Source organism: Marinomonas spartinae, assembly GCF_016461715.1.
GTDB classification, from domain to species: Bacteria; Pseudomonadota; Gammaproteobacteria; order Pseudomonadales; family Marinomonadaceae; genus Marinomonas; species Marinomonas spartinae_A.
Genome location: NZ_JAEMUI010000049.1, coordinates 1 through 2,683, shown reverse-complemented (window position 1 = coordinate 2,683; position 2,683 = coordinate 1). Strand labels below are relative to the sequence as shown.

Genomic DNA, 2,683 nt, shown 5'->3' with positions numbered 1-2,683 from the left:
TGATCCCGAGATGTCCGAATGGGGAAACCCACCCGCTTGCGGGTATCGTATGATGAATACATAGTCATACGAGGCGAACGAGGGGAACTGAAACATCTAAGTACCCTTAGGAAAAGAAATCAATTGAGATTCCCTGAGTAGCGGCGAGCGAAAGGGGATTAGCCCTTAAGTGGCTTTGGTGTTAGTAGAAGATTCTGGAAAGGATCGCTGTAAAGGGTGATAGCCCCGTATACGAAAACGCCTTAGCGATGAAAACGAGTAGGACGGAACACGTGTTATTCTGTCTGAAGATGGGGGGACCATCCTCCAAGGCTAAATACTCCTGACTGACCGATAGTGAACCAGTACCGTGAGGGAAAGGCGAAAAGAACCCCTGTGAGGGGAGTGAAATAGATCCTGAAACCGTGTACGTACAAGCAGTGGGAGCGGACTTGTTCCGTGACTGCGTACCTTTTGTATAATGGGTCAACGACTTATTTTCAGTAGCAAGCTTAACCGCATAGGGTAGGCGTAGGGAAACCGAGTCTTAATAGGGCGTATAGTTGCTGGGAATAGACCCGAAACCGGGCGATCTATCCATGAGCAGGTTGAAGGTTGGGTAACACTAACTGGAGGACCGAACCCACATCCGTTGAAAAGGCTGGGGATGACTTGTGGATAGGAGTGAAAGGCTAATCAAGCTCGGAGATAGCTGGTTCTCCTCGAAAGCTATTTAGGTAGCGCCTCGTGTATTGCCATTGGGGGTAGAGCACTGTTTGGGCTAGGGGGTCATCCCGACTTACCAACCCCATGCAAACTCCGAATACCAATGAGTATGAGCACGGGAGACACACGGCGGGTGCTAACGTCCGTCGTGAAAAGGGAAACAACCCAGACCGTCAGCTAAGGTCCCAAAGTTACAGTTAAGTGGGAAACGATGTGGGAAGGCTTAGACAGCTAGGAGGTTGGCTTAGAAGCAGCCATCCTTTAAAGAAAGCGTAATAGCTCACTAGTCGAGTCGGCCTGCGCGGAAGATATAACGGGGCTCAAACTGTACACCGAAGCTACGGGTTCATCTTAGGATGAGCGGTAGAGGAGCGTTCTGTAAGCCGTTGAAGGTCAAGCTGTAAGGCAGGCTGGAGGTATCAGAAGTGCGAATGTTGACATGAGTAACGATAAGGGGAGTGAAAACCTCCCCCGCCGGAAGACCAAGGTTTCCTGTCCCATGTTAATCAGGGCAGGGTGAGTCGGCCCCTAAGGCGAGGCAGAAATGCGTAGTCGATGGGAAACAGGTTAATATTCCTGTACTTATGTATATTGCGATGGAGAGACGGAGAAGGCTAGGCCAGCACGGCGATGGTAGTCCGTGTTTAAGGTAGTAGGCAAGTGACTTAGGCAAATCCGGGTCACTCTTTAAGAGAGAATGCCGAGAATTGATGACGAGCCCTCTTTTGGGTGAAGTGGTTGATGCCATGCTTCCAGGAAAAACTTCTAAGCTTCAGATATACATGAACCGTACCCCAAACCGACACAGGTGGTCAGGTAGAGAATACCAAGGCGCTTGAGAGAACTCGGGTGAAGGAACTAGGCAAAATGGTACCGTAACTTCGGGAGAAGGTACGCCGGCCGGTGTGAAGGACTTGCTCCGTAAGCACTAGTCGGTCGAAGATACCAGGCCGCTGCAACTGTTTATTAAAAACACAGCACTCTGCAAACACGAAAGTGGACGTATAGGGTGTGACGCCTGCCCGGTGCTTGAAGGTTAATTGATGGGGTTAGCGTAAGCGAAGCTCTTGATCGAAGCCCAAGTAAACGGCGGCCGTAACTATAACGGTCCTAAGGTAGCGAAATTCCTTGTCGGGTAAGTTCCGACCTGCACGAATGGCGTAATGATGGCGGCACTGTCTCCACCCGAGACTCAGTGAAATTGAAATCGCAGTGAAGATGCTGTGTATCCGCGGCTAGACGGAAAGACCCCGTGAACCTTTACTATAGCTTCACAGTGAACTTTGAACCTACTTGTGTAGGATAGGTGGGAGGCTTTGAAGATAGGACGCCAGTTCTATTGGAGCCAATCTTGAAATACCACCCTGGTATGTTTGAGGTTCTAACTCAGGTCCGTAATCCGGATCGAGGACACTGTGTGGTGGGTAGTTTGACTGGGGCGGTCTCCTCCCAAAGAGTAACGGAGGAGCACGAAGGTGTGCTCAGCATGGTCGGAAATCATGCATAGAGTGTAAAGGCAAAAGCACGCTTAACTGCGAGACAGACACGTCGAGCAGGTACGAAAGTAGGTCTTAGTGATCCGGTGGTTCTGTATGGAAGGGCCATCGCTCAACGGATAAAAGGTACTCCGGGGATAACAGGCTGATACCGCCCAAGAGTTCACATCGACGGCGGTGTTTGGCACCTCGATGTCGGCTCATCACATCCTGGGGCTGAAGCCGGTCCCAAGGGTATGGCTGTTCGCCATTTAAAGTGGTACGCGAGCTGGGTTTAGAACGTCGTGAGACAGTTCGGTCCCTATCTGCCGTGGACGTTTGAGATTTGAGAGGAGCTGCTCCTAGTACGAGAGGACCGGAGTGGACGAACCTCTGGTGTTCCGGTTGTCACGCCAGTGGCATTGCCGGGTAGCTATGTTCGGACGGGATAACCGCTGAAAGCATCTAAGCGGGAAGCCTCCCTTAAGATAAGATCTCACTGG

The 2,683-nt window shown here is 51.1% G+C and carries 1 rRNA gene; it reads left to right on the top strand.

What is annotated here, in order from left to right:
• Positions 1 to 2,683 (top strand): 23S ribosomal RNA (locus JHD45_RS22115); the annotation flags it as partial.